General features: G+C 63.2%; 27 protein-coding genes and 1 tRNA gene. 14 read left to right on the top strand and 14 right to left on the bottom strand.

All coding sequences use genetic code 11. The annotated features are described in order from the left end of the window. Position 1 precedes the first annotated feature (1 nt). The 4 genes from JG747_RS03275 to JG747_RS03260 form a co-directional block, all read right to left on the bottom strand. Complete coding sequence (locus JG747_RS03275) at positions 2-802, bottom strand: ABC transporter permease (protein WP_202361139.1); 801 nt, start codon at positions 800-802, stop codon at positions 2-4. Then, positions 799-1,722 carry an ABC transporter permease gene (locus JG747_RS03270; protein ID WP_019862413.1) on the bottom strand — a complete coding sequence of 308 codons (924 nt, stop codon included), beginning with the start codon at positions 1,720-1,722 and terminating at the stop codon, positions 799-801. Before JG747_RS03270 ends, JG747_RS03275 begins: the two co-directional genes overlap by 4 nt. Continuing rightward, positions 1,719-2,804 (bottom strand): ABC transporter ATP-binding protein, encoded by a 1,086-nt coding sequence (locus JG747_RS03265; protein WP_019862414.1) that lies wholly within the window; start codon positions 2,802-2,804, stop codon positions 1,719-1,721. Before JG747_RS03265 ends, JG747_RS03270 begins: the two co-directional genes overlap by 4 nt. Before the next feature lie 193 nt (positions 2,805-2,997). After that, positions 2,998-4,038, bottom strand: coding sequence for an ABC transporter substrate-binding protein (locus JG747_RS03260; RefSeq protein ID WP_202361138.1), 1,041 nt, complete (start codon positions 4,036-4,038; stop codon positions 2,998-3,000). A 216-nt stretch (positions 4,039-4,254) separates the two neighbouring features. Here JG747_RS03260 and JG747_RS03255 point away from each other — a divergent pair, with 216 nt between their 5' ends. From JG747_RS03255 to JG747_RS03235, 5 genes are all read left to right on the top strand, one after another. Continuing rightward, a complete protein-coding gene (locus JG747_RS03255; RefSeq protein ID WP_019862416.1) occupies positions 4,255-4,956 on the top strand; it encodes a GntR family transcriptional regulator in 702 nt (233 codons plus the stop codon). 263 nt (positions 4,957-5,219) lie between these two features. After that, positions 5,220-5,750: a dihydrofolate reductase family protein gene (locus JG747_RS03250; protein ID WP_202361137.1), complete on the top strand. Its 531-nt coding sequence runs from the start codon at positions 5,220-5,222 to the stop codon at positions 5,748-5,750. 317 nt (positions 5,751-6,067) lie between these two features. Next, entirely contained in the window at positions 6,068-6,595 is a 528-nt protein-coding gene (locus JG747_RS03245; RefSeq protein WP_342216765.1) for an XRE family transcriptional regulator, read from the top strand. Positions 6,596-6,608: 13 nt separating this feature from the next. Further along, on the top strand, positions 6,609-7,133 hold the full coding sequence (locus JG747_RS03240; RefSeq protein WP_202361135.1) for a GNAT family N-acetyltransferase: 525 nt from the start codon (positions 6,609-6,611) through the stop codon (positions 7,131-7,133). Between the two features lie 31 nt (positions 7,134-7,164). After that, positions 7,165-7,326 carry a hypothetical protein gene (locus JG747_RS03235; RefSeq protein ID WP_202361134.1) on the top strand — a complete coding sequence of 54 codons (162 nt, stop codon included), beginning with the start codon at positions 7,165-7,167 and terminating at the stop codon, positions 7,324-7,326. Positions 7,327-7,406: 80 nt separating this feature from the next. Here JG747_RS03235 and JG747_RS03230 read toward each other — a convergent pair. Together JG747_RS03230 and JG747_RS03225 are read right to left on the bottom strand one after the other, a co-directional pair. Continuing rightward, a tRNA-Arg gene (locus JG747_RS03230) sits at positions 7,407-7,483 on the bottom strand. 276 nt (positions 7,484-7,759) lie between these two features. After that, on the bottom strand, positions 7,760-9,247 hold the full coding sequence (locus JG747_RS03225; protein WP_019862423.1) for an ATP-binding protein: 1,488 nt from the start codon (positions 9,245-9,247) through the stop codon (positions 7,760-7,762). A 280-nt stretch (positions 9,248-9,527) separates the two neighbouring features. On the opposite strand from JG747_RS03225, the gene rpmH reads away from it, so the two are divergent. From rpmH to JG747_RS03205, 4 genes are all read left to right on the top strand, one after another. After that, the gene (rpmH, locus tag JG747_RS03220) at positions 9,528-9,662 is read left to right on the top strand and encodes a 50S ribosomal protein L34 (RefSeq protein WP_008833937.1); all 135 of its coding nucleotides are present in this window, start codon (positions 9,528-9,530) and stop codon (positions 9,660-9,662) included. Between the two features lie 14 nt (positions 9,663-9,676). Beyond that, entirely contained in the window at positions 9,677-10,030 is a 354-nt protein-coding gene (gene rnpA, locus JG747_RS03215; RefSeq protein WP_027040889.1) for a ribonuclease P protein component, read from the top strand. Positions 10,031-10,044: 14 nt separating this feature from the next. Then, on the top strand, positions 10,045-11,856 hold the full coding sequence (yidC, locus tag JG747_RS03210; protein ID WP_019862425.1) for a membrane protein insertase YidC: 1,812 nt from the start codon (positions 10,045-10,047) through the stop codon (positions 11,854-11,856). 165 nt (positions 11,857-12,021) lie between these two features. Further along, positions 12,022-12,582 carry a fasciclin domain-containing protein gene (locus tag JG747_RS03205; RefSeq protein WP_202361133.1) on the top strand — a complete coding sequence of 187 codons (561 nt, stop codon included), beginning with the start codon at positions 12,022-12,024 and terminating at the stop codon, positions 12,580-12,582. A 204-nt stretch (positions 12,583-12,786) separates the two neighbouring features. On the opposite strand, the gene JG747_RS03200 is transcribed toward JG747_RS03205, so the two are convergent. From JG747_RS03200 to JG747_RS03190, 3 genes are read right to left on the bottom strand one after another with little or no spacing between them, the layout of a single operon-like run. Beyond that, a complete protein-coding gene (locus JG747_RS03200; RefSeq protein ID WP_038651159.1) occupies positions 12,787-14,334 on the bottom strand; it encodes a DHA2 family efflux MFS transporter permease subunit in 1,548 nt (515 codons plus the stop codon). Beyond that, positions 14,331-15,632, bottom strand: coding sequence for an HlyD family secretion protein (locus tag JG747_RS03195; RefSeq protein ID WP_202361132.1), 1,302 nt, complete (start codon positions 15,630-15,632; stop codon positions 14,331-14,333). The genes JG747_RS03200 and JG747_RS03195 overlap by 4 nt, the downstream gene beginning before the upstream one ends. Continuing rightward, the gene (locus JG747_RS03190; RefSeq protein ID WP_202361131.1) at positions 15,625-15,948 is read right to left on the bottom strand and encodes a hypothetical protein; all 324 of its coding nucleotides are present in this window, start codon (positions 15,946-15,948) and stop codon (positions 15,625-15,627) included. Before JG747_RS03190 ends, JG747_RS03195 begins: the two co-directional genes overlap by 8 nt. 178 nt (positions 15,949-16,126) lie before the next feature. On the opposite strand from JG747_RS03190, the gene JG747_RS03185 reads away from it, so the two are divergent. From JG747_RS03185 to yihA, 3 genes are all read left to right on the top strand, one after another. Continuing rightward, the gene (locus JG747_RS03185) at positions 16,127-16,441 is read left to right on the top strand and encodes a hypothetical protein (RefSeq protein WP_019862430.1); all 315 of its coding nucleotides are present in this window, start codon (positions 16,127-16,129) and stop codon (positions 16,439-16,441) included. Between the two features lie 120 nt (positions 16,442-16,561). Further along, positions 16,562-17,200: a CatB-related O-acetyltransferase gene (locus JG747_RS03180; RefSeq protein ID WP_202361130.1), complete on the top strand. Its 639-nt coding sequence runs from the start codon at positions 16,562-16,564 to the stop codon at positions 17,198-17,200. A 74-nt stretch (positions 17,201-17,274) separates the two neighbouring features. Beyond that, a complete protein-coding gene (gene yihA, locus JG747_RS03175; RefSeq protein WP_236952371.1) occupies positions 17,275-17,856 on the top strand; it encodes a ribosome biogenesis GTP-binding protein YihA/YsxC in 582 nt (193 codons plus the stop codon). A 96-nt stretch (positions 17,857-17,952) separates the two neighbouring features. Here the strand turns inward: yihA and JG747_RS03170 are convergent, their stop codons facing one another. Then, the gene (locus JG747_RS03170; RefSeq protein ID WP_019862434.1) at positions 17,953-18,687 is read right to left on the bottom strand and encodes a TetR/AcrR family transcriptional regulator; all 735 of its coding nucleotides are present in this window, start codon (positions 18,685-18,687) and stop codon (positions 17,953-17,955) included. Positions 18,688-18,815: 128 nt separating this feature from the next. On the opposite strand from JG747_RS03170, the gene JG747_RS03165 reads away from it, so the two are divergent. Then, the gene (locus tag JG747_RS03165) at positions 18,816-20,003 is read left to right on the top strand and encodes an HlyD family secretion protein (RefSeq protein ID WP_202361129.1); all 1,188 of its coding nucleotides are present in this window, start codon (positions 18,816-18,818) and stop codon (positions 20,001-20,003) included. A 72-nt stretch (positions 20,004-20,075) separates the two neighbouring features. After that, a complete protein-coding gene (locus tag JG747_RS03160; protein WP_069090679.1) occupies positions 20,076-21,671 on the top strand; it encodes a DHA2 family efflux MFS transporter permease subunit in 1,596 nt (531 codons plus the stop codon). A 173-nt stretch (positions 21,672-21,844) separates the two neighbouring features. Here JG747_RS03160 and msrB read toward each other — a convergent pair whose 3' ends face one another. From msrB to JG747_RS03140, 4 genes are all read right to left on the bottom strand, one after another. Then, positions 21,845-22,348 carry a peptide-methionine (R)-S-oxide reductase MsrB gene (gene msrB / locus JG747_RS03155; protein ID WP_202361128.1) on the bottom strand — a complete coding sequence of 168 codons (504 nt, stop codon included), beginning with the start codon at positions 22,346-22,348 and terminating at the stop codon, positions 21,845-21,847. Positions 22,349-22,557: 209 nt separating this feature from the next. Next, on the bottom strand, positions 22,558-23,115 hold the full coding sequence (locus JG747_RS03150; RefSeq protein ID WP_202361127.1) for a fasciclin domain-containing protein: 558 nt from the start codon (positions 23,113-23,115) through the stop codon (positions 22,558-22,560). Between the two features lie 225 nt (positions 23,116-23,340). Beyond that, positions 23,341-24,063 carry an anti-sigma factor gene (locus JG747_RS03145; RefSeq protein WP_202362222.1) on the bottom strand — a complete coding sequence of 241 codons (723 nt, stop codon included), beginning with the start codon at positions 24,061-24,063 and terminating at the stop codon, positions 23,341-23,343. Continuing rightward, the gene (locus JG747_RS03140) at positions 24,060-24,599 is read right to left on the bottom strand and encodes a sigma-70 family RNA polymerase sigma factor (RefSeq protein ID WP_202361126.1); all 540 of its coding nucleotides are present in this window, start codon (positions 24,597-24,599) and stop codon (positions 24,060-24,062) included. The genes JG747_RS03145 and JG747_RS03140 overlap by 4 nt, the downstream gene beginning before the upstream one ends. Positions 24,600-24,690: the final 91 nt, after the last annotated feature.

Genomic DNA, 24,690 nt, shown 5'->3' with positions numbered 1-24,690 from the left:
ATCAATGCCGCCGGCCGAAGATCTGCGCCACCGACAGGAGCAGGACGGAAAGCACGATCAGGCAGGTCGAGATGGCGGCGATGGTCGGGTCGATCTGGTCGCGCAGCGCGTTGAACATGCGCCGCGTCAGCGTGGTGGTCTCGCCGCCCGAGATGAACAGTGAAACCACCACTTCGTCGAAGGAGGTGATGAAGGCGAACAGCCCGCCCGAGACGATCGAGAAACGGATCTGCGGCATCGTCACCTGCCAGAAGGCCCCGATGCGCCCGGCGCCCAGGCTGCGCGCCACGCGCTCCTGGTTCATGTCGTAGGAGCGCAGGCCCGACAGCACGGTCAGCACCACCAGCGGCAAGGCCTGCACCGTATGCGCGATGACCAGGCCGGTCAGCGTGTTGTTGAGACCGATGCGGGCATAGAGGAAGAAGGTGCCGATGCCGATCAGGATCACCGGGATGATCAGCGATGCGGTGAGCAGCGCATTGATGGTGCCGTTGAAGCGCAGCGTGCCCCGGTTGATCGCATAGGCGGCGGCGGTGCCGAGCGGTGTCGCCACCAGCACGGTCATGACAGCCACCTTGACCGAGACGATGGTCGCATCACGCCATTCCACCGACTGAAAATAGGTTTCGTACCAGCGCAGCGACCATTGCTGCGGCGGGAACTGCAGCAGCGTCGAATCCGAAAATGACATGATGACGATGATCACCGACGGCGCGATCAGGAACAGCAGCACCAGGCCGCCCAGAGCGTAAAGCCACAGGCGTTGCCGATGCGAGATTGGCAGGCCGACATCTGCGCTCATCGCGAACTCCACACGCCGGTGGCGCGCGCGCCAAGCAGCCATTGGAACAGGCCGAGAAGCGCCAGCGTGACCACCAGCAGCACCACGCCGAGCGCGGCACCCGCGCCCCAGTTGGAATAGAGGCTGGTGGTCTGCTCCATGCGCATCGCCCACATGATCACCTTGCCACCGCCCATCAGCGCCGGGGTGACGAAGAAGCCGAGACACAGCACGAAGACGATGACCACGCCCGAAGCAAGGCCGGGCAGCGACAGCGGAAAGAAGATCTGCCGGAAGGTTGCGACCGGACCGGCGCCGAGATTCATGCCGGCGCGCAGGCAGTCGGTGTCGATGGTCTTCATCGAGGCGTAGAGCGGCAGCACCAGGAACGGCAGCAGGATATGCGTCATGCCGATGACCACGCCGGACAGATTGTTGGCGAGCGACAGCGGCTGGCTGATCACGCCGAGGTCGATCAGCCAGCTGTTGATCAGGCCCTTGCGCTGCAGGATCACCAGCCAGGCATAGGTACGCACCAGCACCGACGTCCAGAACGGCAGGATCACGAAGATCAGGCAGATCGATGCCGCCCGGCGCGGCAGCTGCGACAGCATGTAGGCGAGGGGATAACCCAGCAGCACGCAGGCGCCGGTGACGATGAAGGCGACCTTGAAGGTGGTGACGAAGGTCTTGATGTAGGAGGCCTGCTCGAAGAAGCGCGCATAGTTGGATGTGCTGAAGGCGCCGGCCTCGTCGAACAGCGATAGCCAGAACAGCCAGCCGATCGGCACGATGATGATGGCGAAGACGAGGAACAGGCTGGGCGACAAAAGTGCCAGCAGCCGCAGCGACTCGCGCCGCGCGTCGGCGCGCAGCGCCTGCGCGTTGAGGTCCCGGCCCGCGCCGGCTGGTTCTCTCAGGAGGGCGGATGGCGCGCTCATCTTTCGGCCGCCACCAGGATGGTGTCCTGCGCATCGAGGCCGAGGCGGATCGGCTGGCCGGGCGCCGGCAGCCTGGCCAGCACATCGCTGCGGCAGTAGTCGCGCAGAGTCAGCTGGCGGCCGTCGCGCAGGACCGCGTAGCAGACGAAACTGTCGCCCTGGTAGATGATGTCGCCGACCGTGGCATCGAGCACATTGATGCCGCTCGACGGTTCGGCCGCCGTGACCAGCCGCAGCTTTTCCGGCCGCACCACCATCAGATGTTGGCCGGGGGCCGGTGCCGCCCCCGCCGTTTGGATGCGCCTGTCCTCATACCAGACCGAACCGTTGCGGCATTCGACCGGAATGAAATTCGATTCGCCGATGAAGCCGGCGACGAATTGCGTCTTCGGCGCGGCGTAGAGCGTCTCGGGCTTGTCGAGCTGCTCGATGCGTCCGGCATTCATCACCGCGATGCGGTCCGACATGGTGATGGCTTCGCGCTGGTCGTGCGTGACATAGACCGTCGTCATGCCAAGCCGCCGGTGCAGGGCGCGCAGCTCGATCTGCATATGCTCGCGCAAGCCTTTGTCCAACGCCGACAGGGGCTCGTCCATCAGCACGATGCGCGGTTCGAAGACAATGGCGCGCGCCAGCGCCACGCGCTGGCGCTGGCCGCCGGAAAGCTGGTCGACACGCCGTTCGCCTAGGCCCTTGAGCTTCACCAGTTCCAGTGCTTTTTCGACACGCTCGGCGGTCTCGGTGGCCGCCACGCCGCGCTGCTTCAGCGGAAAGGCGATGTTGTGAAAAACGTTCATATGCGGAAACAGCGCGTAGTTCTGGAACACCATGCCGATGTTGCGCCTATGCGGCGGCGTGGTGATGATCTCGTCGTCGCCGACCCGGATCGACCCTCCATCGGCCCGCACGAAACCTGCCAGGATCATCAGCAGCGTCGTCTTTCCGGAGCCGGAAGGCCCGAGCAGCGTCAGGAACTCGCCGGCCTCGACATCGAGGTTCAGGTCGCGCAGCACCGATACGCTGCCAAATCGTTTCTCGATCCGGCGCATGCTGATCGGCAGCGCGGATGGCGCGATGGACAAGATTCTTTTCTCCTTAGGGCAATTCCAGGAAAAGTGAGGAGCGGTTTTCCCTCAGGAATTGCGTAAAAACAAAGAGATAGAGTGGTTCGACGTTTCGGAGAAACGGTGAACTGCTCTGGGCGGCGAAGAGGAGGGCGGGGCGAAGCAGCCTTTGCGGCTTGCGCCGCCCTGCCGTGAAGTGTCTGCCGGGCAGCTATTGCTGGATCAGATTGTTGAACTTCTCGGTCACCTCGACCAGCGTGTCGCGCCAGAACTCGGCATCCTGCAGCACCTGCTTCTTGACGTTTTCGGGCGCCGAGTTGATGTCCTTGATCCGCTCGGGCGGGATCTTGCCGGTCTCGAAGGCCTTTTCGTTCACCGGCCCATTGTCGACATAGAGCGGCAGGTTGGCCTGCAATTGCGGGCTGACGAACATTGCCAGCGCCTTCATCGCCGCTTCCTTGTTCTTGGCGCCCTTGGGGATGACCATGCAGTCGGCGGTCAGCACGCCCTGGTCGAACGAGAAGCTGACCGGTGCGCCTTCCTTCTTCAGCGTGCCGGCGCGGCCGTTCCAGATGCTCGCCATGTCGACCTCGCCGTCCTTGACCAGCTGCATGGCCTGTGCGCCTGATGTCCACCAGGCGTCGACATGGCCGCGGATCTTGTCGACCGATTTCAAGGCGCCGTCGATGTCGACTGGATAGACCTTGTCGATCGGCAGGCCGGAGGCGAGAGCGGCGACGCTCAGCGTCTCGGTCGCCTGGCTGCTGGAGAGCGCGCGCCGCCCCGGGAATTTTTCCACGTTCCAGAAATCGGCCCAGGTCTTGGGGCCTTTGTCGCCGAACACATCGGTCCGGTAGATCAGCACGACGGAGGTGTAGGAAATGCCGACCCAGTCGTCATGGACCAGCTTCGGGTTGATGCCGCTCTTGTCGATCAAGCCGTAATCGAGCTTCTCGAACAGCCCTTCCTTCGAGCCGCGCGCGCATTCGTCGGCGCCGAGTTCGGTGATGTCCCACTTCACCGCATTGCCGGTCACCTGCAGGCGCACATCGTCGAGGCCGTTGGTGGTGTCCTGCTTGATGGTGATGCCGAGCGCTTTGGCGGTCGGATCGAAGAACGCCTTGGTCTGCGCCTCCTGATAGGTGCCGCCCCACGAGGCGACGGTGATCGTATCGGCGGCAAAGGCGGGCGCCGCTGCCGATGCCATGAGGCCCGCGACCGCGGCAATCCCAAGGCTATTGATGGTTTTCATGTCGGTTCTCCAGCCGGTGTTCCCATTTGTTTTGATTTAGCATGCGATTTTGTATACAATTTTAAGTGTAGCCTAGGGATCGACGATGTCAACACCGTCCGAACCTGGCTGACAGGCACGATGCAGGCGGGCGTGAGCAGCGCCGTCAAGGCGTGGCAAATCGCGCCGACTGCGAATAGAGATAGGCAAATATCGATTGCCGGTGGGGACGGATCTTTGAGCAAGCAACCCAAAAACACACTGCGCGACTCGGTCTACACGTCGCTGAAGGCGATGATCGTGACCGGCCAGATTCCGCCCGGCTCGCGCGTCACCGAGAGCGACATAGCCGCAAAACTCAATGTCAGCCGCACGCCGGTGCGGGAAGCCTTCAACCGCCTCGAGCGCGACGGCCTGGTCACCGGCCGGCCGCGCCAGGGCTATGTCGTCACAGAGTTCGACATCAACATGTTCCGCGAGGCCTTCGCCATCCGCGAACTGCTCGACGGCCATGCGACCGAACTGGCCGCGGCCGCCGCGACCGACAAGGACAAAGCGCGGCTGCGCGCCATGCTGGCCGAATGCGAGCGGTTGGCCGCCATTCCGGACCGCACCACAAAGGAAAAATTCCAGGAGCTGGAGGTCGGCATCGACCTGCACCGCGTCATCGCCGAGATCAGCGGCAATGCCATGCTGCACGGCATGCTGTGCGGCATCCTCGACAAGTGCCAGCACTATGTCTGGACCGAACTCTTGTGGCTCGACGAATGGAAGATCGCCCGCGACGAGCATGCGGAGATCGTCGAAGCGATCTGCGCCGGCGATGCCACCCGGGCCGGCGCCCTGGCCCGCGCCCATGTGCGCGGCTCACGCGAAAACGTGCTGCGCCTGCTGCAGGCAAAGTCGGACTACCAGAGCTTTCTCGCCAAGGCGTCCTGAGGAGACCAAAGCGCGAAGCATGAATCCGTTCAGGCGCGGCGCGCTTTAGAGGACGCCTCGACCCACGCGCGTGACCTGACAGCTTTCCATCGCCCGCCAGAAGGCGTCGCGTTCGCTGAGCCGGGCCATGTAGGTTTGCTCGACCTCGCCGAGCGCGACCCCGCCAAAAACCAATTGCGATCCAAAATCAGTCGATCTAGCCTATAACCGATTGCATAACACAATCGGAACCGCGCGGACGTGCCGGTGAGGAAGGAAGAGGTATGGCCAAGCTCGTGTTCGGAATGAACCAGTCCCTGGACGGCTATGTCGACCATATGGGATTTGCGCCAGGCCCCACGCTCTTCCGCCACTTCATCGAGGAGGCTCAGGCGCAGGCGGGCAGTGTCTATGGCCGCCGGATGTATGAAATCATGCGGTACTGGGACGACGATCATCCCGAATGGAATGCGGACGAACGCGCCTTCGCGGCGGCGTGGCGGAACCACCCGAAATGGGTCGTCTCGCGCTCGTTGAAGTCGGTTGGTCCCAACGCCAGGCTCGTCGGGGATGATCTCGAGGGCGCGATGCGAGAGTTGAAGGCCGACCGCGATGGGGAGATCGAAGTTGCCGGCCCGAACCTGGCGCAAACCCTCACCGAACTTGGCCTGATCGATGAGTATCGGATCTACTTGCATCCCGTCGTGCTTGGGCACGGCAAGCCCTATTTTGCCGGACCCCGGCCACCGCTGCGCCTTATGACCCACGATCGGATCGGCGAGGATGTGATCAGGTTGACCTACGTTCCTGTATAAGCTCGCGGCCCGTCGAATGAAATCGCCGCTGAAGTCCGGTCTTGGGTTGGGCCCACCGGGCTAAGATGATCACTTGTCTACGCTATCGCCTCCAGGTCCTCCTTCTTGCAGATGGCCCAGGCTTCGAGCCGCCGGCTATGCGCTTTGGCGCGTCGCTTCCGGCCTCCTCGAGACATTCACCGCCGCTTCCAGCGTTCCCAGAAACTGCCTTTGGGGCCGTGCGACAGACATGTTTACGATCAGGTCTCGCGCTTGCAATTTCCCTGACTTGGGATATTTTCCCACATATGGACACAGCGTCTCGCCACGTTAAAGCCTTGGCCGACCATCTTCGTCTGCTTCGAGCAGATCGTGGGCTTACCCTTCAGGAGCTCGCGGCAAACAGCGGGGTCAGTCGGGCGACGCTGTCGCGGATCGAGAATGGCGAAGTCAGCCCCACAGCGGAAACGCTTGGTCGTCTGGCGTCGGCTTTCGCATTGCCGCTTTCCCAGCTTCTGGCGCCGCTCGAGCCGGACTTTCCCCCGCTTGTCCACCACGCTGACCAAAGCATATGGTCGGATCAGGAGAAGGGCTTCACTCGTCGTGCTCTTTCGCCGCCCAGCGGACAGCTGAAGCTCGAAATGATCGAGTGCGAGATCGCGCCCAACCAGCGCATCGTCTACGATCGGCCCGCTCTTTCGGGGCACGAACACCACCTCGTGCTTTTGGCAGGTGCGCTTGTTTTGATCGTCGATGGCGTTCGGCACGACCTGCGTCCCGGTGACTGCCTGCGCTATCGGCTGCGTGGCGCCTCTTCCTTTGAGACCGGCGAACAATCGGCCCGCTACATTATCGCCATGGCTTAAGGAACCGCCATACATGGAAATGCAGATCATTGAACTCGACGGTCTCGCCATCGAAAAAAGGCTGGGCGAGCTTTCCAGGGTTCTCGCGGACAGCGTAGCCGATGGCGCGGCTATCAGCTTCATGGCGCCCATGCCCTACGAGGACGCGGCTCGGTTCTGGTCGGGCGATGTTCGACGTGAGGTCGCTGCAGGACGCAGAGTGCTTTTCGGCGCGGAGCGGGACGGCGAGATCGTCGGAACCGTCCAGCTTCTCACCGTCATGCCGCCCAACCAGCCGCATCGCTGCGAGATCGCAAAGATGATCGTCCATCCGCAGGCACGCAGGCTCGGCATCGGGCGAGCCCTGATGAATGAAGCGCTGGATCGCGCGCGTGAACTGGGGAAAACCCTCGTAACCCTCGACACGCGAACCGGGGACGCCGCGGAGCCGTTATACGCTTCCGTCGGCTTCGAGGTGGCTGGTGTGATCCCCGACTTCGCTTGGGACCCGGACGGCAAGGCGCTGCACGCGACGACCTACATGTTCAGGCGGATATAGCCGGGTGCCAGCGGGTCTGATTCTCGCTGGCATGAGCGCGGTGATCGGCGGAATGCTGGTTGCCGCGCAAGGTCCGATTTGCGCGCGTCTGTCCGAGGAACTGAACCGCGATTCGCTTGCATGCCGCCGGCAGAGAGGGCTTGAAACCTCGTTTCCGGATCGTCGCCACGATTTATCATCCGCCTCGGTGTGACACCTGTGCGACAGATCGACTCTCGCGTGGCTTCCGACGGGGCCACTCGATCCGAATACCCAACGACATGGATGAGTTTTTGGCGCGCCCGAAGAGATTCGAACTCCTGACCCCCAGATTCGTAGTCTGGTGCTCTATCCAGCTGAGCTACGGGCGCGCATCAGGCCATGTTTTCAACGGCCCCGCGATCCGATCCCAAGGACCGGCCGCGAATGTGTGCAGTTCCCTAACGACTGAATTTGGGAAAAGCAAGCCGATCCGGCAAAAGTTTTGTCGTGGGTGTGTCATCCAGTGACGACGGCCCCGATCTCAGGGCTTTGAAGCTGCCGCGAAGCCAGTCTGATTCAGGCCGAGTGGGGAAAAGTCGCGGCGAAGGTCATCGAAAGCGTCAGGCTTGAAGGGCAGAAGCCTCGGGAAAGCAGCGCCGAGCCCGTCACGCCGGGCGGCGCAGGCTGCCGCGGGCCTGGTCGAGCCGCACCGGCTGGTCGGGGATGGTGACGGCGAAAGTGGTGCGCCCGCCAATCGATTCGACCAGTTCCACCGTGCCGCCATGCGCCCTGATCAGTTCATGGGCGATCGCCAGGCCAAGGCCGGTGCCGCCGCTGCGCGCCGAGCCGCGGAACGCCGCGAACAGGTTTTCGCGCGCCTTCGGCGGCAGGCCGGGGCCGGTATCGGTGACGGCGATGCGGCTGACGCTGCCCATGCGCTCGGCCGATACGGCGAGCCGCCGCACCACGGCGCTCTCGGTGTCGGCCGCCATCGCCTGCACCGAGTTGCGGCAAAGATTGGTGAGCACCCTAAACAGCTGGTCGGAATCGGCGTCCACCTCGAAAGCCGCCTCGACGGCGTTGATGAACTCGATGCCTTCCTCGATGTCGAGCAGGCCGTGCACGTCCTCGACCAGCTGGCGCAGCCGCACCCGGCGGCGCGAAGGCGGCGGCTCCTGCGTGCGGCCATAGTGAAGCACGCCTTCGGAATAGGAGACGGCCCGGTCGAGCGCGCGCAAAAGCTTCGGCGCGAAGGCCTGCACGGTCGGGTCCTTGACCAGGCGCAGGCGGTCCGAAATCAGCTGCGCCGAGGCCAGGATGTTGCGCATGTCGTGGTTGATCTTCGAGACAGCCAGGCCGAGATCGGCAAGGTGTTTCTGCTCGGAGAGCATCTTTTGCAGCCGCTCCTGCATCTGCGACAGTTCGCGTTCGGCAACGCCGATCTCATCGGAGCGGGCGGCGGGATGGATGATGCGGCCAGGGTCGTCGGGCGCTTCGGAGAAGGACAGCATCGAGCGCGTCATCGTGCGGATCGGCCCGATCATGATCAGGTCGATCGCGGCATAGACCAGCATGGCGGTGAACAGCGAGATCAGCAGCGAGACGAAGGCGACGTTGCGCGAATAGATGAGCATGGCCTTGCGCAGCGAGTAATCCGGCATGATCAGCTCGAATTCCTTGTCGCTGTCGCCGACCGGTCCGAAGACGCGCAGCATCCGGTCGCCGCCGAAGAACAGCGTGTCGAGCGCGCCGGTCATGCCTTTGATCATGCCGACGCTGGCGAGGTCGATATGCTCGTCGACCTGCGGCGGCATGTCCGCCACCACCAGCAACCGCGAGACGCCGCCGTCGCGCACCGCGATCGCCTTGGCGCCGATCGCCATCAGCACGTCATTCTGTGCCGTGCGCGACAGCGAGGTCGACTCGCCCTGCACCAGCACGATCGACACGGCCGCCGCCGTGCTCAGCCGTTCCTTGAGCCAGCTCAGCCGGTAGCTGGCGATCCAGGGCAGGAAGATGAGCACTTCGGCCAGAAGCACGAAAACGATGGTCAGCAGCAGCAGTTTCGTCGACAGGCCGCGTGACAGGGGTACCGTGCGGACGGCGGCGGGCGCCGTTCCGTTCCCTTCCCCCGCTTGGCTGGTTTCGCTCATGCGACTCTGTCTTCACGATCACTTGATCGGCCAAGATTAGGCGATTACGGCATTTTTGCCAATTTCATCCTTTGGCCGGAACATTAAATTACCGTCATGAAGCCGGCGTCCGCGCCGCGCCGACGCCGGATTGACTTCCAAAACCCTTCTTTCTATAAGCCCGCTCACGCTCGGGCCACTCGTCCCGGCGCGGTTTCGATCGCGCCAAAGCCGGCCCGGCAAAGCTCCTGTTACAGAGTGACAGAATCAAGAAGGGCCGCACCCCGCGGTATTAAAACAAATGAAGCGTACCTACCAACCGTCCAAACTCGTCCGCAAACGCCGGCACGGTTTCCGTGCCCGCATGGCCACCAAGGGTGGTCGTGGAGTCGTCGCAGCTCGCCGCAACCGCGGCCGCAAGCGGCTCAGCGCCTAAGCGAGACGATATCGTTGCCCGCAACCGGCAAGCCAGTGGGGCAAAATCCCAAGCGGCTTCTGAAACGCGCGGAATTCCTGGCCGTCCGTCGTGGTGAAAAGCGACGCGGACGGTTTTTCCTCGTCGAGGTCCTCGACCGCGGCGATGGCGGGGTGCCGCGCGTCGGCTACACCGTCACCAAGAAGGTCGGCAACGCTGTTGTGCGCAACCGCGTCAGGCGGCGGCTTAAAGAGGCCGTCCGCGTCCATGCCGCAGATGACATGGTGCCCGGCAATGATTATGTCATCGTCGGGCGCGACGATGCGCTGCGCGCCCCTTTCGGCCAGTTGAAGGCTGAACTCTCCCGCCGACTTCGCGGAACACGATAGGCCAAAGGCTCTCGATGGAAAACAACCGGAACTTCTTCATCACCATCGCGCTGTCGGTGCTGATCCTGACTTTGTGGCAGGTTTTCTACATGAACCCGCGCGTGGAGCAGCAGCGCGAGGCCGCCAAGATCGAGCAGCAGCGGGTGGAAGAGCAGAAGAAGGCGGCCGAGGCCGCCAATCCGGGTGCTGGAACGCCGGCTCCGGCGCCGGGCACCATTCCCAACGCGCCCGGCGGTGACACCGTCACCGCTGCTGGCCGCGATCAGGCGCTGGCCGCTTCCAAGCGCGTCAAGATCGACACGCCGAGCCTCGAGGGCTCGATCAACCTGACTGGCGCGCGCCTCGACGACCTCAAGCTCAAGCACTACACCGAGACCGTCGACAAGAATTCGCCCGAGATCGAACTGCTCAACCCGCAGGCGCTGCCCACCGGCTATTTCGCCGAGATCGGCTTCGTCGGCAACGACAAGACGGGTACGGTACCGGGTGCCGAAACGGTGTGGAATGTCGAGGGCAACCCGACGCTGACCCCATCGACGCCGGTGACGCTCACCTACACCAACGACAAGGGCCTGACCTTCAAGCGCATCTTCTCCGTCGACGCCAATTACATGTTCACGGTGTCGGACACGGTGCAGAATTCCGGCTCGAGCGCGGTTTCGCTGTTCAATTACGGCCGCGTCACGCGCTACGACAAGCCCGCCGTTGCCAGCACCTATGTGCTGCACGAAGGTCTGATCGGCGTTACCGGCACCGAGGGCCTGGCCGAGTACAAATACGCCAAGATCGAATCCGACAAGCAGATTACGCCCGGCAAGTCGACCGATGGCTGGCTCGGCATCACCGACAAATACTGGGCCGTCACGCTGGTGCCGACCGAAAAGCAGCCTTTCCAGCCGCGCTACGCCTTTTTCGAGGACGGCCGGCACCGCTACCAGTCCGACTTCCTGACCGATGCCATCAATGTCGAGGCCGGCCAGTCCGCGACGGTGGAGACTGAGATCTTCGCCGGCGCCAAGGAAGTCGCCAAGATCAACGCCTACGAGGCGGACCGTCATATTCGTCAGTTCAATCTGCTGATCGACTGGGGCTGGTTCTATTTCATCACCAAGCCGATGTTCTGGCTGATCGACACGCTCTACAAATTCTTCGGCAATTTCGGCCTGGCGATCCTCGCCACCACCGTTATCGTCAAGGCCATCTTCTTCCCGCTCGCCAACAAGTCCTACGCGTCGATGGCGAACATGAAGAAGGTGCAGCCCAAGATGCTGGAGATCCGCGAGAAATACGCGGACGACAAGATGAAGCAGCAGCAGGCGATGATGGAGCTGTACAAGACCGAGAAGATCAATCCGCTTGCCGGCTGCTGGCCGGTGGCGCTGCAGATCCCGGTCTTCTTCTCGCTCTACAAGGTGCTCTACATCACCATCGAGATGCGGCACGCGCCGTTCTTCGGCTGGATCCAGGATCTGGCCGCGCCCGATCCGACGTCGCTGTTCAACCTGTTCGGTCTGATCCCGGTGACGTTGCCGCACATGCTGATGATCGGCGTGTGGCCGCTGATCATGGGCGTCACCATGTTCCTGCAGATGCGCATGAACCCGACGCCGCCGGATCCGACGCAGGCCGCGATCTTCACCTGGATGCCTGTTATCTTCACCTTCATGATGGCGGGCTTCCCGGCCGGCCTGGTCATCTACTGGGCCTGGAACAACACGCTGTCGATCCTGCAGCAGGGTGTGATCATGAAGCGCCAGGGCGCCAAGATCGAGCTATGGGACAATCTGATGGCCCTGTTCAAAAAGAAACCGTCACCGGCGGAATAGAAGCTTTCTCTTCGCGAAAGCCCGGTTCGTCCGGGCTTTTTCTTTGGGTGGATATCCGTTCACGTTCCCGTGATCGGCGAAACTGCGAGCGGTCGCGGAGCGTGACTGCGTGTGCATTTCCAAAGGCTATCAATTCCGATCAGCCCTCACCCGGAGGAAGACCACATGCACTTGCCGTCATTCAGGATCATCGCCATTTCCGCTCTCGTCGCCGGCGTGGCGATTGCCGCCCCCGCCTACGCCAAGAACCCCAATGTCGGTGGGGCGCCGATGTACACCACCAAGAACATCGTCGAGAACGCCGTGAATTCGAAGGACCACACCACGCTCGTCGCCGCCGTCAAGGCCGCCGGGCTGGTGGACACGCTGCAGGGCGCCGGCCCGTTCACCGTCTTCGCACCGACCAACGAGGCCTTCGCGGCACTGCCGGCCGGCACGGTCGACACGCTGCTCGAGCCCGAGAACAAGGACAAGCTCACCAAGGTCCTGACCGCGCATGTCGTGGCTGGCAAGATCTCGGGCGCCGAGATGATGAAGCAGGCCAAGGCGATGGGCGGCAAATACGAGATGAAGACCGTCTCGGGCGACACGCTCACCGCCGAGGTCAAGAAGGGCAAGCTCTTCATCATGGATGAGTCCGGCGGCGAGGCGAAGGTGACCATCGCCGACGTCAACCAGTCGAACGGCGTCATCCATGTCGTCAACAAGGTGCTGTTGCCGAAGTAACGGCTTCCGGTGAAAGGGGCAGTGGCAGGTCGTTGGGGCTTTCTTGGCCTGCCATCCCCGCCTCGTGACGAGGCGCCAAGTTTCTTGGGGAAGTCGTTATCGGCGAGGCCGGGGTCCTGTAGTCCCTCACAGGGCCCCGGTTTCTTTTTGCGTACCGTGAAGACGCTTGGCTTCAGCGATCGAACTTCGACCGCTTCCAGCGCATCATTCCATCACGGCACTATGGTCGACCTTGGCCGGCGTGCCTGGCTTGCGCAGCAAGAGTACCAGCGGGATGGCGGCCAGCGACAGGATCATCATCAGCTTGAAGTCGTCTATATAGCTGATAACGGTCGCCTGCAGCGTTACCACGCCGTCCAGTGCTGCGCGACCGGCGGCGGTGTAGGGGTTCATCGCCTGCGCGATCGCCGGATTGCCGAATGCCTGGTTGAAGGGCGTCACATAGGTGGCGATGTTGGCATGGTTGATCTGCACGTTCTGCGTCAGGAGCGCGGTGACCACCGAGATGCCGACGCTGGAGCCGATATTTCGCGACAAATTGTAAAGCCCGGTGCCTTCCGCCCGCCGTTCCGGCGCCAGCGTGGCGAAGGTGATGGTGGTCAGCGGCACGAACAGGAAGCCGAGCCCCGCACCCTGGATGAAGCCGGTGCTGATGATCGTCCATTGCGAGACATCGGGCGTCCAGCCGGTCATGTCGTACATCGCCCAGGCGGTGATCGCGAGGCCGATGAACAGCAGCCAGCGTGTGTCCACCTTGCCGACCAGCCTGCCGACCAGGAACATGCACGCCATCGTGCCAAGGCCGCGCGGACCCATGACGATGCCGGCCGTCACCACCGGATAGCCCATCAGCGTCTGTAGATAGGGTGTCATCAGCGCCAGCGAGGCGAGATAGGTGATGCCGACGATGAAGATGAAGATCATGCCGACGGCGAAATTCCGGTCCAGGAACAGCCGCGGGTTCACGAAGGTGTTCTTGGCGGTGAAGGTGTGGACGAGGAAGATGTAGAAGGCCGACGCGCAGATCAGCGCCTCGACGATGATCTCGGATGAGGAGAACCAGTTGAGCTGCTCGCCGCGGTCGAGAAACATTTGCAGCGCCGCGATGGTGATGCTGAGCATGCCGAAACCCAGCCAGTCGAGCTTTGCCTTGATGTCCAGCTTGGTTTCGAGCACGAACAGCGATACGCCGGCGAAAGCCAGCGCTCCGATCGGCACGTTGATGTAGAACACCCAGCGCCAGGAGACGTTCTCGGTCAGCCAGCCGCCGATGACCGGGCCCAACACCGGCCCGACCATCACCGACACGCCGAACAGCGCCATCGCCGAGCCCCGCTCCTCCACGCTGTAGATGTCGAGCAGGATGCTCTGCGACAGCGGCACCAGTGCGGCGCCGAACAGGCCCTGCAGCAGGCGGAAGCCGACGATCTGCGGCAGCGACTGCGCGAAGCCGCACAGCACCGAGGCGACCACGAAGCCGGTGATCGAGGTCAACAGGATGCGCTTGCGGCCGAAGCGGTTGGCAAGGTAGCCCGAAGGCGGCGTCATGACGGCGGCCGCGACGATATAGGAGGTCAGCACCCAATTGATCTGATCGGCGCTGGCCGAAACGCTGCCCTGTATGTAGGGCAGCGCCACATTGGCGATGGTCGTGTCCAGCGCCTGCATGATGACCGCCAGGATCACGCAAGCCGTGATGGCGCCGCGATTGGCGACCACCGGTGTGGCACCTGCCGCGGTCGCGCTGGTCATGATTTTTGTCCGAACCGGTCGATGAGGTTGGTGACGAAGTCCGGCAGGCCGCGCGCATGGCCGGTCTCGACGTCGACCACCACGCTCATGCCGCCGCGCAGCGGCGGCTTGCCCTTGGTGTCATCGACCGTCACGCGCATCGGGATGCGCTGCACGACCTTGACCCAGTTGCCGGTGGTGTTCTGCGCCGGCAGCAGCGAGAAGCTCGACGACGAGGCCGGGCTGATCGAGGCAACCGTGCCGTGCCAGACGGCGCCTGGATAGGTGTCGACACTGATCGTCGCCGTCTGTCCCGGCCGCACATAGGTCAGTTCGGTTTCCTTCGGCTCCGCCTCGATCCACAGATCCGTCGACGAAACCAGGCTGAAGGCCGGTTGCGAGGCCGGCAGATATTTGCCGACCTGAAGCGCATCGACATTGGTGACGACACCGTCGAACGGCGCCTTGACCACGGAATCGGCGAGGTTGCGCTGCGCATCGTCGACGCCCGACTGGGCCTGCAGGTAGAACGGGTTCTTTTCCACCGGCTGGTTGGCGTCGCCGCCCAGCTGGGCAAGCGTGGCCTGCGCCTGCGCCTTGGCGACGGCCACTTTCTGGCGCGCCGCGACGAGGTCGTGCTGGGCGCTATCGAAAGACGCCTTGGAGGCGGTGGAGGTCTTGAGAAGGTCCTGCTGCCGCTGGAAGGCGGCCTCGTAATAGGGAATGTCGGCTTGCGCCTGTTCGATCTGCGACAGCGACTGCTGGTAGCTCGCCTGCAGGGTCAGCACCTGGTTGCGCACCGTCCCGAGCTGGGCCTGGGCGGCGGCAAGAGCGGTTTCGAAGGAGGCCGGCCGCAGGCGGAACAGCACGTCGCCCTTCTTCACCACCTGGTTCTCGTGTACGTCGATCTCCTGCACGGTGCCGGAGACGTCGGTGGACACACCGAGCGACTGGGCCTGGATGTAGGCATTGTCGGTCGTCATCACCTGGCCGCCGGTCACGTAGTAATAGCCGCCTACGGCGAGCGCGATGGGAAGCAAGGCAAACAGCACCGGCCGCTTCAGACTGCGCTTCGGCTTGGCCGGGGCAGCAGGGGGAGGGGCAACGGCGATAGGAGCCGGCTGCGGCTGCGGCTCCTTGGTCGGCGCCTCGAGTGCCGCCGGCTGCAGCGCAACCGGCGCTTCCAGCTCGTCATTGTCGATGACGACATTGGCACGCCTCTGTTCGCGCTCGCTGTCCAGCCGGATGATCTGGTCGCCGGGGCGACCCGTGGCGGGGTCGTTTTCGGCAGGCTTCTTGGGGGATGTTGATTCAGCCATGGACTTTCTCCCGGTCGCCGGCTGGCTGGGTGCGAGCCGCGAGCAGATTGGATTCGATAAAGTTTGGGGTTTGCAGCCGATGCTGCCGTGTTTCTTCAGGAGAAGGGCCGGCGAAGGCCTCGTCTCGCGTTCTCCGGCCGTTGCCGCGCATGATCTCGAGCAGCCGGCGGACCAGCGGGGCCAGGTAAGGCAGCCAGGCCAGCACCTGCGATTGGGGACGGCTCAGCGCCGACGCCCGCAAACGCTGCTCGAACCGCGTTCGAAGCAGGCGCGCGACGTTGTGCAGCACGAAGCTGATATGGGGCGAGGAGGACATGGGAAGAGATCGGGATCTACGGACAAGTTTTCGTGAGCATGCTTATTATCATCATGCACATAATCCCGCTGGACGGCGCGTGCAAGACGGACTAAGCCGCGTTGGCCAAAAATCGCATGGGCCACGACACGGAAGAGGCGCCCCTGCGGCGCGAATTTTTCCGGCAAGGATTTCGACGATGAACTGGATTAGGATCGCAGCCGTGACGGCTCTCGTCGGGTGTCCCGGCATCGCGGTTGCAAAGGAGGCGGTGAGCTGCGGCGGCGCCGCCATGCTGGGTGGCGCGCAGCTGAACTGCAGCCACGTCGAACCCGCGGCACCGCCGCAATTCTGCACGTTTAGCTGGGCTCTCCACACCATGGCGGGCGACCAGAAGGTCGTCGAAGGCACGTTCCTGCTGCCGCCAGGTGCGGCCAACGTCACCGTCTACCAGGGCAGCGGTTTCGACAGCGCGCTGTCCAATCCGATCGTGATCTGCCGCGGCGACAAATGAGCCTGGCACGCACGGAAGACTCGCACCCCGGCCGATTGGTGCTATAGGGCGGATCACGTTATTTTGACCAGGCGCCTCCGGTTCGGATGCGCCTGTCTGCCAATTCCCGGAAGACCCGACATGGACGGACCCAACCCCGACATCAAGCACCCGATCCCGATGCACACGCGCGTCGGCTTCCTGAAGCCGCTGGTGACGGAGCCGAACATCGAGATCGGCGACTTCACCTATTATGACGACCCGGACGGACCGGACAAATTCGCGCAGAAATGCGTGCTGCACCACTATCCCTTCATCGGCGACAAGCTCATCATCGGCAAGTTCTGCGCCATCGCCGAAGGCGCGCGCTTCATCATGAACGGCGCCAACCACGCAATGTCCGGCTTTTCCACCTATCCGTTCAACATTTTCGGCCATGGCTGGGAAAAAGGCTTTGACCCGGCGACATGGTCGAAGGAGGTGCGCGGCGACACGGTAGTCGGCAGCGATGTCTGGATCGGCATGGAGGCGGTTATCCTGCCCGGCGTGGAAATCGGCCATGGCGCCATCATCGCCGCCAAATCCGTGGTGACGCATGATGTGCCGCCCTATGCCATTGTCGCCGGCAACGCCGCCAAGGTGGTGAAGATGCGTTTCGACGACAGGACGATCAGGCGGTTGCTGGCACTGGCATGGTGGCATTGGCCCGTGGACATGATCGGCCGCAACCTCGATGCCATCAGGGGCGCCGATATCTCTCTTCTGGAGGCAGCAGCTTGAACGCTCTGAACAGCACTGTGATCACCACCGACCTGTTCACGCGCGGGTGGATCTTCATCCGCGGCGTGCCGGCCATGAAGTTCCTGCCGCCGGAAGGGCCGCCGGAAATCGCCTTTGCCGGCCGCTCCAATGTCGGCAAATCGTCGCTGATCAACGCCCTGGTCAACCAGAAGGGGCTGGCGCGCACCTCCAACACGCCGGGGCGCACGCAGGAATTGAATTATTTCGTGCCGGACGGATTTTCCGGCGAGGGCGCTGACCTGCCGCCGATGGCGCTGGTCGACATGCCGGGCTACGGCTACGCCACCGCGCCCAAGGAGAAAGTCGACGAGTGGACCAAGCTGGTCTTCGACTATCTCAAGGGCCGGGTCACGCTGAAGCGGGTCTATGTGCTGATCGACGCCCGCCATGGCATCAAGGCCAAGGACGACGAGGTGCTGTCGCTGCTCGACAAGGCGGCGGTGTCCTACCAGATCGTGCTGACCAAGACCGACAAGATCAAGGTCGCCGGCGTGCCGCGGCTGATCGAGGAGACGCTGCAAAAGATCAAGAAACGGCCGGCGGCGTTTCCGTTCGTCCTGGCGACGTCATCGGAAAAGGGCGAGGGGCTGGAGGAATTGCAGGCCGCCATCGTGCTTGCCGCCAATGGCGGCTAGAGCAATTCCAGGAAAAGTGTGAGCGGTTTTCCCTTGGGAATTGCGTCAAACTAAGAGTCAGAGTGGTTCGCCGTTTCCATGAAACGGTGAAACGCTCTAGGCCTTTGCCTCCAGCGCAATCATCTGGTGGCTTTCTTCCTCCGCGAGCCGTTCGGTGCCATAGTTCTTCAGGAACATGCCGACGCCCGACCTGACGATGTGGTCGATCTCTTCGTCGCTCGGAGCCTTGGTGCGGTAGGCGAAGATGCACTGCCGGAAGAGGCCGGCCAGGCACAGTTCGGTAAACTGGTAGGCGGCAAGATCGACATCGTCGATCTTGAGCAGGCCGCGTTCGATGGCGGCATTGAGAAACTCCACCACCTTGTCATGGCCGCGTTTGGGGCCGCGTTCATAAAACCGCGCGCCCATGTCGGGGATCCTGTCGGAGGCGCCGATCACCGTGCGTTGCGCCTGGATGACCCTGGCCGAGGTGATCTTCATCGACAGCACCTTGCCGAACTTCACCAGGGTCTGGCGCAGATCGTCGGCGCGGTCGAGCATGTCGTACATATTCTTGAAGATGGTGCCGCGCTCTTCCTCGATCAGCGCTTCGAACAGCTCTTCCTTGTTGGCGAAGTAGACATAGATGGTGCCCTTCGAAACGCCGGCCTCGCGCGTGATGTCGTTCATCGAGGCGGCCTCGAAGCCCTTGTCTATGAAGACTCGGCGGGCGCCGTCGATGATCTGGCTGCGCTTGGCCGGATCCTGTCCGGCCGCCGGGCGGCCGCGGCGCAGGCTTTCCAGCAGGTCGTTGCAGTTGTCGGTTTCGACGTCAGGCGTTGTCTCGGCCATAAAAGTCACACCTCGAAAATAATTCGAACCAACCGGTTCGATTGCCCCTTGATATGGTCCTCTTTTCACGCTATGTCAACGGCCGGATCGAACCGAACGGTTCAGTATTATTACTTTAGAGAGATGTCATGTCCTCGAACGCGCCCAACACAGCCGAAGTCCGCCCCTTCCCCAACGCCAAGGTCGCTCCGGCGACGGAAGCACCGGAGATTCCCGTCCTGCCCGTGGCACCGCCGCCGGCGGCCGAAGCTCCAGCCAAGAAGAAGCGCTCGGTGCGTTCCTTCCTGTTGCCGATCATCGGCCTTGCCCTCCTGAGCGGTGGCGCCTGGTACGGTTATGACTACTGGACCACGGGCCGTTTCATGATCTCGACCGACGATGCCTATGTCCAGGCCGACATGGCGTTCGTTTCGCCCAAGATCTCCGGCTATGTCGATCAGGTCAAGGTCAGCGAGAACCAGCTGGTCAAGGCCGGCGACCCGCTGCTGACGATCGACGATGGCGACTACAAGATCGCCGTTGCCCAGGCCGAAGCGCAGATCGCCACATTGTCCAAGACGCTCGACCGCATCGACGCGCAGACCAAGGCGGCGCAGGCCTCCCTGCAGCAGGCGCAGGCGCAGAAGGTCGCCGATCGGGCCGCGGCCGACAACGCCGCCCGTGCCCAGCAGCGCGCCGCGCAACTGGTCAAGACGCATGTCGGCACGCAGGCGCAACTGGACGATGCCCAGACTGCGCTCGACCAGGCGAATGCCGCGTTGGTTGGCGCCGATGCGCAGATCGCCGCTGCACAGGCCAATATCGGCGTGTTCGAGGCGCAGCGCGCCGAGTCGGCGAGCACGCTCGCTTCGCTGCAGCTCAGCCGCGACAAGGCCGCGCGCGACCTGTCCTTCACCGTGCTCAAGGCGCCTTATGACGGCGTCGTCGGCAACCGCTCGGTCGAGCAGGGCGATCTTGTCAGCCCCGGCCAGAAGCTCGCCGTCGTCGTGCCGTTGGACAAGCTCTACATCGTCGCCAACTTCAAGGAGACGCAGCTTGCCCGGCTGGTTCCGGGCGAAAAGGTCAACATCTCGGTCGACGCCATCGACGGCCATCCCATCCAGGGAACCGTCTCGTCGCTCGCTCCGGCTTCAGGCGCGGTCTTCTCGCTCCTGCCGCCGGAAAACGCCACCGGCAACTTCACCAAGGTTGTGCAGCGCGTCCCGGTCCGCATCGACGTGCCGGCCGATGCCCTGAAGACCGGCAAGCTGCGTGCTGGCCTCAGCGTTGTCGTCAACGTTGACAGCCGCACCGCACCTGCCGCGACGACCAACTAAGCGCTTTCGGAGGGTGGCTCGGCGGCTGATGAAGCGCTGGGCCGCCCGGCCGGCCTCAAGGAGGCCCATGAAATGGCAACCGCTACCATCACCGCAGGATCGCCGCCGGCAAGACCGGCGGTCCCTGACACCATCTCCACACGCCGCGTCATCGCCTTCCTGGCGATGGTGTTCGGCATGTTCATGGCGATCCTGGACATCCAGATCGTGTCGGCTTCGCTGGCCGAGATCCAGGCGGGCCTCAGCGCCAGCTCCGATGAAATTCCGTGGGTGCAGACGGCCTATCTGATTGCCGAGGTGGTCATGATCCCGCTGTCGGGCTTCCTCAGCCGCATGCTGTCGACGCGCGTGCTGTTCACCATCGCCGCCGCCGGCTTCACCGCGGCCAGCGCGCTTGCCGCGACCGCCACCAACATCGACCAGATGATCGTCTACCGCGCCGTGCAGGGCTTCATCGGCGGCGGCATGATCCCGAGCGTCTTTGCCGCGGCCTTCACCATCTTCCCGCCTTCCAAGCGCGCCGTCGTCTCGCCGATGATCGGCCTGGTGGCGACGCTGGCGCCGACCATCGGCCCGACCGTCGGCGGCTATATCAGCCACGCCTTTTCATGGCACTGGCTGTTCCTGGTCAATGTCGTGCCCGGCATCCTGGTGGCGAGCGCCGCCTGGGCGCTGATCGATTTCGACAAGCCCAATCTCAAGCTGTTCAACAAGTTCGACTGGTGGGGCCTCGCCGGAATGGCGGCCTTCCTCGGCTGTATGGAATACGTGCTGGAAGAGGGTCCGAACAATGACTGGCTGCAGGACCAGGGCGTGTTCATCTGCGCCATTGTCATGAGCGTCGGCGCGGTGATCTTCTTCTGGCGTGTCTTCACCGCCGAGGAGCCGATCGTCGACCTCCGGGCCTTCAGCAACGTCAACTTTGCCTTCGGCTCGCTGTTTTCCTTCGTCATCGGCATCGGCCTCTACGGCCTGACCTATCTCTATCCGGTCTTCCTCGGCCGTATCCGCGGCTATGATTCGATGATGATCGGCGAGGCGCTGTTCGTCAGCGGCCTGGCGATGTTCGTCACCGCGCCGATCTCCGGCATCCTGTCGAGCAAGATGGACTTGCGGCTGATGATGATGATCGGCTTCTTCGGCTTCGCCACCGGCACCTGGTGGATGACGCATCTGACCGCCGACTGGGATTTCTACGAACTGCTCATCCCGCAGATCCTGCGCGGCTGTTCGATGATGCTGTGCATGGTGCCGATCAACAACATCGCGCTCGGCACCTTGCCGCCCGACCGGCTGAAGAACGCCTCCGGCCTGTTCAACCTCACCCGCAACCTCGGCGGCGCTGTCGGCCTTGCCCTCATCAACACCGTGCTGATCGACCGCAACGCCTTCCACTATGCGAGGCTCGCAGAGCATGTGCAGTGGGGCAGTGCCGCCGCGCAGACCAAGCTGCAGAACATGACGCTGAACTTCGAACAGACCACTGGCCTGGATGCGGCCAGCGCGGCGATCTCCAAGCTGTCGGGCATGGTCCAGCAGCAGGCGGCGCTGCTGTCCTTCATGGACGTGTTCTACATGCTGACGGTGCTGTTCGCGACGCTCGGCCTGTTCACGATGCTGATCAACAAGCCGGCCGCGCCCGGTGGTGGCGGAGGTGGCGGGCACTAAGCAATTCCAGGATAAGTGTGAAGCGGTTTTCCCACAGGAATTGCGTCAAGACAGAAACACAGACGTGGGCAGCGGTTTCGGGAAGCTCCTCCAGTCCACGCCCGAAAAGCTCTGACCGCGCAAAAAACTCCGGGCCGCAAGACCCGGAGTTTTTCGTTTCCGGTCGAATTTCGTCAGGCCGTGGCCGGCTTGAAGGTCAGCGCCACGCCGTTGATGCAGTGGCGCAGGCCGGTCGGCGCCGGACCGTCGTCGAAGACGTGGCCGAGATGGCCGCCGCAGCGGCGGCAATGCACCTCGGTGCGGGTCATGCCGAGCGACCTGTCCTCGGTCTTGCCGACGCCGTTGGCGATCTCCTGCCAGAAGCTCGGCCAGCCGGTGCCGGAATCGAATTTCGTCTCAGAGGGGTAGACCGGCAGGTCGCAGCCGGCACAGGCGAAGATACCCTTGCGGTGCTCGTTGAGCAGCGGGCTGGTGCCCGGATATTCCGTGCCTTGCTTGCGCAGCACGTCGAAGGCGGCAGGCGACAGGATGGCTTTCCACTCGTCATCCGTCTTGGTGATCTCGAATTTTTCGGCCGCCAGCGCGGGCTGCGGAGCGCCCATGCGCAGCATGGTTGCGGCGGCCCCGACGACGCCAAGGGCGGCGGCACCGCTCAAAAGAAAGTCGCGACGGTTCATGACCATTCCTCCGGTTGTTCCTTTTGCCAAACTATACCGCCACGCCAAAATCAAAAGCCGGTGACGGTTGCCCCCAAACGACACTCCGCGCCGTTCCACAGTTGGCTGTGGGCGGCGCGGAGCGTGCGTGTCGATTGCGGATCAGGGGAGCGGGACGACGCAATCGGCGGAGAGCTCTTGCCGCAGGTTCGTCCGCGGCTGGCCCCTTGTTACATCTTCGGCAAAAGAACCTTGTCGATGACGTGGATGACGCCGTTGGACTGCTCGACATCGGCGATCGTCACATTGGCGACATTGCCGTTCTCGTCGGTAACGGTGACCTTGCCGCCCTCGGCCTTCAGGGAAAGCTCGCAGCCGCCGACCGTCTTGACCTTGTGCGTGCCGCCGTCGGCCTTGGCCATCGAGGCCACATCCGCCGCCATCGCCTTGGCGCCGATGACATGGCAGGTCAGGACCTTCGTCAGCTTGTCCTTGTTCTCGGGCTTGAGCAGCGTGTCGACCGTGCCGGCCGGCAGTGCCGCGAATGCCTCGTTGGTCGGCGCGAAGACGGTGAACGGACCGGCGCCCTGCAGCGTGTCGACCAGGCCGGCCGCCTTGACGGCGGCGACCAGCGTGGTGTGGTCCTTCGAATTGACGGCGTTCTCGACGATGTTCTTCTGGGCATACATGGCGGCGCCGCCGACCATTGGGTTTTCGGCATAGGCGGCGGTGGCAAGCGCGGAAACAGCGATCGTACCGGCAAGCAAAAGGGTGGCGTATCTACGCATGATGTTCGAACTCCTCGGTTTTCTCTTCCCATTGTTGGGGACGCGAGGAGATACGCAACACAAACGCGCGAGTTTCAGAATATTTTTGGATTTTTGAATTTTTCGCTCGGGCAAAGAGATTTTATGGCGCACCTTCTTACCGGCACGCACACCTATTTTAGGCAGGTGTTACATAAGATATATTTGGGAAATTCCGGAAACGGATTCGCTGCGAGATGCAGCAGGTCAGATGCCCTTCAGGTCGCCAGCGGCAACCACCGGTCCGGTCGGTTGTCCCGTCGGCGAGCCGCCGGCCGGTTCCAGGCTGACGGCCAGCACCGCACCCTGCGCCAGCTTCTGCTGCGTGGCGGGCGAGACCCCGATATGCGCGGTCGCGCCGGCCGGGATGACGCCCATCGAGACCGGAGCGTTCTTGCCCTCGATCATCCAAAGTTCGAAGTCCTTGCCGGAAGCGAGCGTGCCGGAAACGTGCGAAAGGCTGACGTCATGCCGCTCGGAATCATAGACGGCGAGATATTTTACATCGCTGCCGTCGGCCGCCAGCGAGGCAACAAGCCGCGCCTGCGGCTGTTCGGCCGGCCGATTGACATAGGGCACGGCGATATAGAGCGCCAGAGCAGCAACAGCCGCGACGGCAAGGCCGCGCCAGAAGGCGAGGCTGGACCACAAGCCGGCGCGCGCCTCGGCCGGCGGGGACGCGGTCGATGCGAACAGCCGGCGGTCTATAACCGCCTTCACCGAAGCCGGCGGCTCGACCTCGGCATAGGCTGATGCCAGTGGCGACAGGCGAACCTCCCAGCCATCGACGAGCCGCGCGAAATCGGTCTCGGTTTCGATGCGCCTGGACGCGATCTGCCGCTCTTCCACCGGCAGAACGCCGAGAACGTGTTCGGCGGCGAGCAGGTCGTCGCCTCCGCGTTCCGGTCCGTTGTCCTCTGCCAGTGTCATCTTTCCAGACATTCTCTCAGTTTCATCAGGCTGCGGCGCAGCCAGGTACGCATCGTGTTCAGCGGCACGCCGTGGCGCTCCGCCAGTTCGGCATAGCTTTCGCCCTTGAGATAAGCGCCCCGGACGGCCGCCGCCCGGTCCTTCTCCAGCTCCTCGAGACAATGATGGATGCGTACGGATTCGTCGCCCGCCACCACCATCGCTTCAGGTCCCGCTGCCGGATCGGCCACGTCGAGCGCGGCATCGATATCGGCGGCAGGCTTGCGCCGCGCCCTGACGCGATCGATCGCGTGGTTGCGGGCGATTGCCACCAGCCAGGAGATCGGGCTCAGATCGGAGACGGCAAAACGATCCGCCTTCGTCCAGATCTTCACGAAGACTTCCTGCAGCGCTTCTTCAGCATCTCCCCGGTCGTTCAATACACGAAGGCACACGCCGAAAAGTTTCGCGCTGGTCTGCCGGTAGAGCAGATCGAACGCGGCCCGATCCTTCATCGAAGTCCGGACGATCAGCTTGGTGATGTCCTGCGGCGTCATGTGCGCCAAGTTAGGCGATTGCGTTGTATTTGCAACGCTGGAAATATTCCGTGCACCTAAAGTCCGGCGTGCTGGCGCAGGCTTCGATTGC

Source organism: Mesorhizobium sp. 131-3-5, from assembly GCF_016756575.1.
GTDB classification, from domain to species: domain Bacteria; phylum Pseudomonadota; class Alphaproteobacteria; order Rhizobiales; family Rhizobiaceae; genus Mesorhizobium; species Mesorhizobium jarvisii.
This window is presented reverse-complemented; position numbering and strand designations above follow the sequence as displayed.